A 2,748-nucleotide genomic window follows, 5' to 3' on the forward strand; every position below is an offset into this window, starting at 1 on the left:
AAAAGTAAGGTCCACTGCCGGACTACTCATACATACGATGGGCAAAATTGCCATCGCTTTTATTTATCTAATTTTTTAAATACTGATTCGCATTAGTTAAATATTTGCAATTCCTGTATTTTTACTTTTATTAAAAAATAAATAAACAATTGTCTACAAGTGTTTTACAGGTTATTTAAGGAAAAATATGCCTTCGCTATAAAAAACAATGCAACGTTTTCAGCTTTTATTTGTCTTATAAATAGAAATTTTAATAAGGCATGGAACATAGGTATATCATAATTATTGCCCTTTTTGTTTTGGTTTTCGCTGGAATTGCCTCATGCGAAGATATACAGACCGAAACCAATACCGATGAAACGATAAATCTATCGAACAATAATATCGAACTAAGTGCAAAATCAGATTCAATTACTATTACATCTGAAGGTGCATATTGGTGGATAGACCACGTTCTAAGCAATAATGAATATTTTGCACCAAAACTCACTGACATAAAAAATAGCGAATACCATGTTGATGGTGATTGGTTCAGCGTAAAAAAAGAGGGAATGCGAACCTTAACAATAAAAGTTAAAAAAAACACAACTCCCTACAACAGAAAGATGCGCATATCTATTCAATCAGGAACACATACCGAACAGGTTTTAATAAACCAGCAAGGAAAAGAATAAGCAGACGACAAGCTCTATACACTACACAAAATTAAAAAGGAGGCTGTCTCATCATTGAGAGACAGCCTCCTTGATTTTCAAGTGGGCGTTGACGGATTTTGAATATCCCATCTAACACCTATTCTGTCAGTCGTTTAACTATCGAAGATTGTATTCTACTCACTCGTTACTCACTCCGTTTTTAGAGTGATTTTTAAGAGAACTTTTCCTCTTTAAGTGATAGGACAAAGGTAGAAATAAATTTGAGAATATCCTAATATTCTTTTTGTTTTATGCGCGATAATACGCATTTTTGTATACCTTTGCGCGAGAAATAAAATACAGTAAGAGGGTATGAACAAATATATCGAAGAATTTCATAAGCTCAAAATCTTCCATAAAAAAGATATTGTTTCCTTGACTGACAACGAAAATGCAGCAAAAGGACTTTTACGAAGGTATAAACAGCAAGGGTTAATATCACAAGTAAGGCGAGACCTTTACGTTGCAACGGATTTGGCAACAAAAACCAGTTCTGCTTCAAAGTACGAAATAGCCAGTCAAATAAACTCTTCTTCTTACCTATCCTACCATGCTGCATTGGAATATCATGGTCTGGCTCATCAGGTATTTTATGAAATGCAGGTTTCATCCAAAGAGAGGTTTAACAACTTTGAGTACGATGGGATTAGTTATATTTATTCGGAATCGAAATCAGATGCCGGAGTTATTATTCCTCCTGCTGATACACTAATCAGAGTAACCGATTTGGAACGTACCGTTTTAGATTGTATTAATCAAATAGACCGGAGTGGTGGACTGGAAGAAATGATAGAATGTTTTGCTCTTATCACTTATATCAATGAGAATAAACTGCAAGACTATTTGAAGCAATTCAGCAAACAGATTCTTTATCAAAAGACTGGATTTATCCTTAGCTATTTTCAAAAAGAAATGAAGTTAAGTGATGCTTTCTTTGATTTTTGTAAATCCAAGATTGGGAAAAGCATTCGTTACCTGACTGATAAGCAAGACTCAACCGCTTATTTTAATGAATGGAGGCTTTACGCTCCTAAAAATATTCTTTCATTTTTAGAACAGGGAGGAAATGTAAATGTATAATTATAGTAAAACTGATTTGGAAAGAATAGCTTTCGGTACAGATTTTATTCGGGATAATCTGGAAAAAGTGTTCAGGCTTTGTGATATCTTGAAACACTTGAATGAAAACCCTCTATTTGCTGAACATTTGGCATTAAAAGGAGGAACCGCAATTAACCTGACAGTTTTTAATCTTCCACGCTTATCGGTTGATATTGACTTGGATTTTACCAAAGAGTGTTCACGGGAAGAAATGATGACAATCCGGGAGAATATCAATCAAGATTTTCTGAACTATATGTTTACGCAAGGATATGCTTTAAGCCCTAATACCAAAAGTCCGCATTCTCTTGATTCATGGGTGTTTTATTTCCAGAACGCAGGAGGAAATAAAGATAACCTGAAAGTAGAGATAAACTATTCTTTGCGAAATCATATCTTGCCAATAGTTGAAAAGAAAGTGAATATAGACTTTCTGCAACTTGATTCTGATGTAAAAACTCTTTCCATCCTTGAACTATTTGGAAGTAAGATCAAAGCTCTTATTGAGCGGACAGCTCCCCGGGACTTGTATGATATTCACAATATGTTGAAATATAACATCATCCATCCTGATGAGATGAACAAACTCCGCAAAATTATATTATTCTATCTTGCTGTAGGAGGAAGTGATAAACCGTCAAACAGCTATAGCTTTAAAAGTATTGACAACCTGAAATTTACACAAATCAGGAGCTCTTTACTTCCTGTTCTTAAGAAAAGCGAACGGTTTGATTTTGAGTCTGCCAAAGTAGAGGTGAAAGAGTTTCTTATGAAACTGATGGTATTTACCGAAGAGGAAAAGTCATTTATTGAAAACTTCAACAGCAATGTTTATCAACCGGAATTATTGTTTGAAGATTAGTACTGATGCGTTAAAAATTTGAATTAAATAAATCCAATTGCTCTTTGACATTTTGTTTTGAATTGACTTGAAATTCGGTAAGCAGTTCTC

The 2,748-nt window shown here is 34.1% G+C and carries 3 protein-coding genes; all 3 read left to right on the top strand.

Features of this window, described 5'->3' with window-relative positions; genetic code table 11:
• Positions 1–260: 260 nt before the first annotated feature.
• Positions 261–674: a BACON domain-containing protein gene (locus M2132_RS11845; RefSeq protein WP_280673824.1), complete on the top strand. Its 414-nt coding sequence runs from the start codon at positions 261–263 to the stop codon at positions 672–674.
• Positions 675–1,007: 333 nt separating this feature from the next.
• The gene (locus tag M2132_RS11850) at positions 1,008–1,775 is read left to right on the top strand and encodes a hypothetical protein (RefSeq protein WP_280673822.1); all 768 of its coding nucleotides are present in this window, start codon (positions 1,008–1,010) and stop codon (positions 1,773–1,775) included.
• A gap of 16 nt (positions 1,776–1,791) precedes the next feature.
• On the top strand, positions 1,792–2,658 hold the full coding sequence (locus M2132_RS11855; protein WP_280698315.1) for a nucleotidyl transferase AbiEii/AbiGii toxin family protein: 867 nt from the start codon (positions 1,792–1,794) through the stop codon (positions 2,656–2,658).
• Positions 2,659–2,748: the final 90 nt, after the last annotated feature.

Origin of the sequence: Dysgonomonas sp. PH5-45 (genome assembly GCF_029893235.1) — a bacterium.
Classification (GTDB): Bacteria; Bacteroidota; Bacteroidia; order Bacteroidales; family Dysgonomonadaceae; genus UBA1309.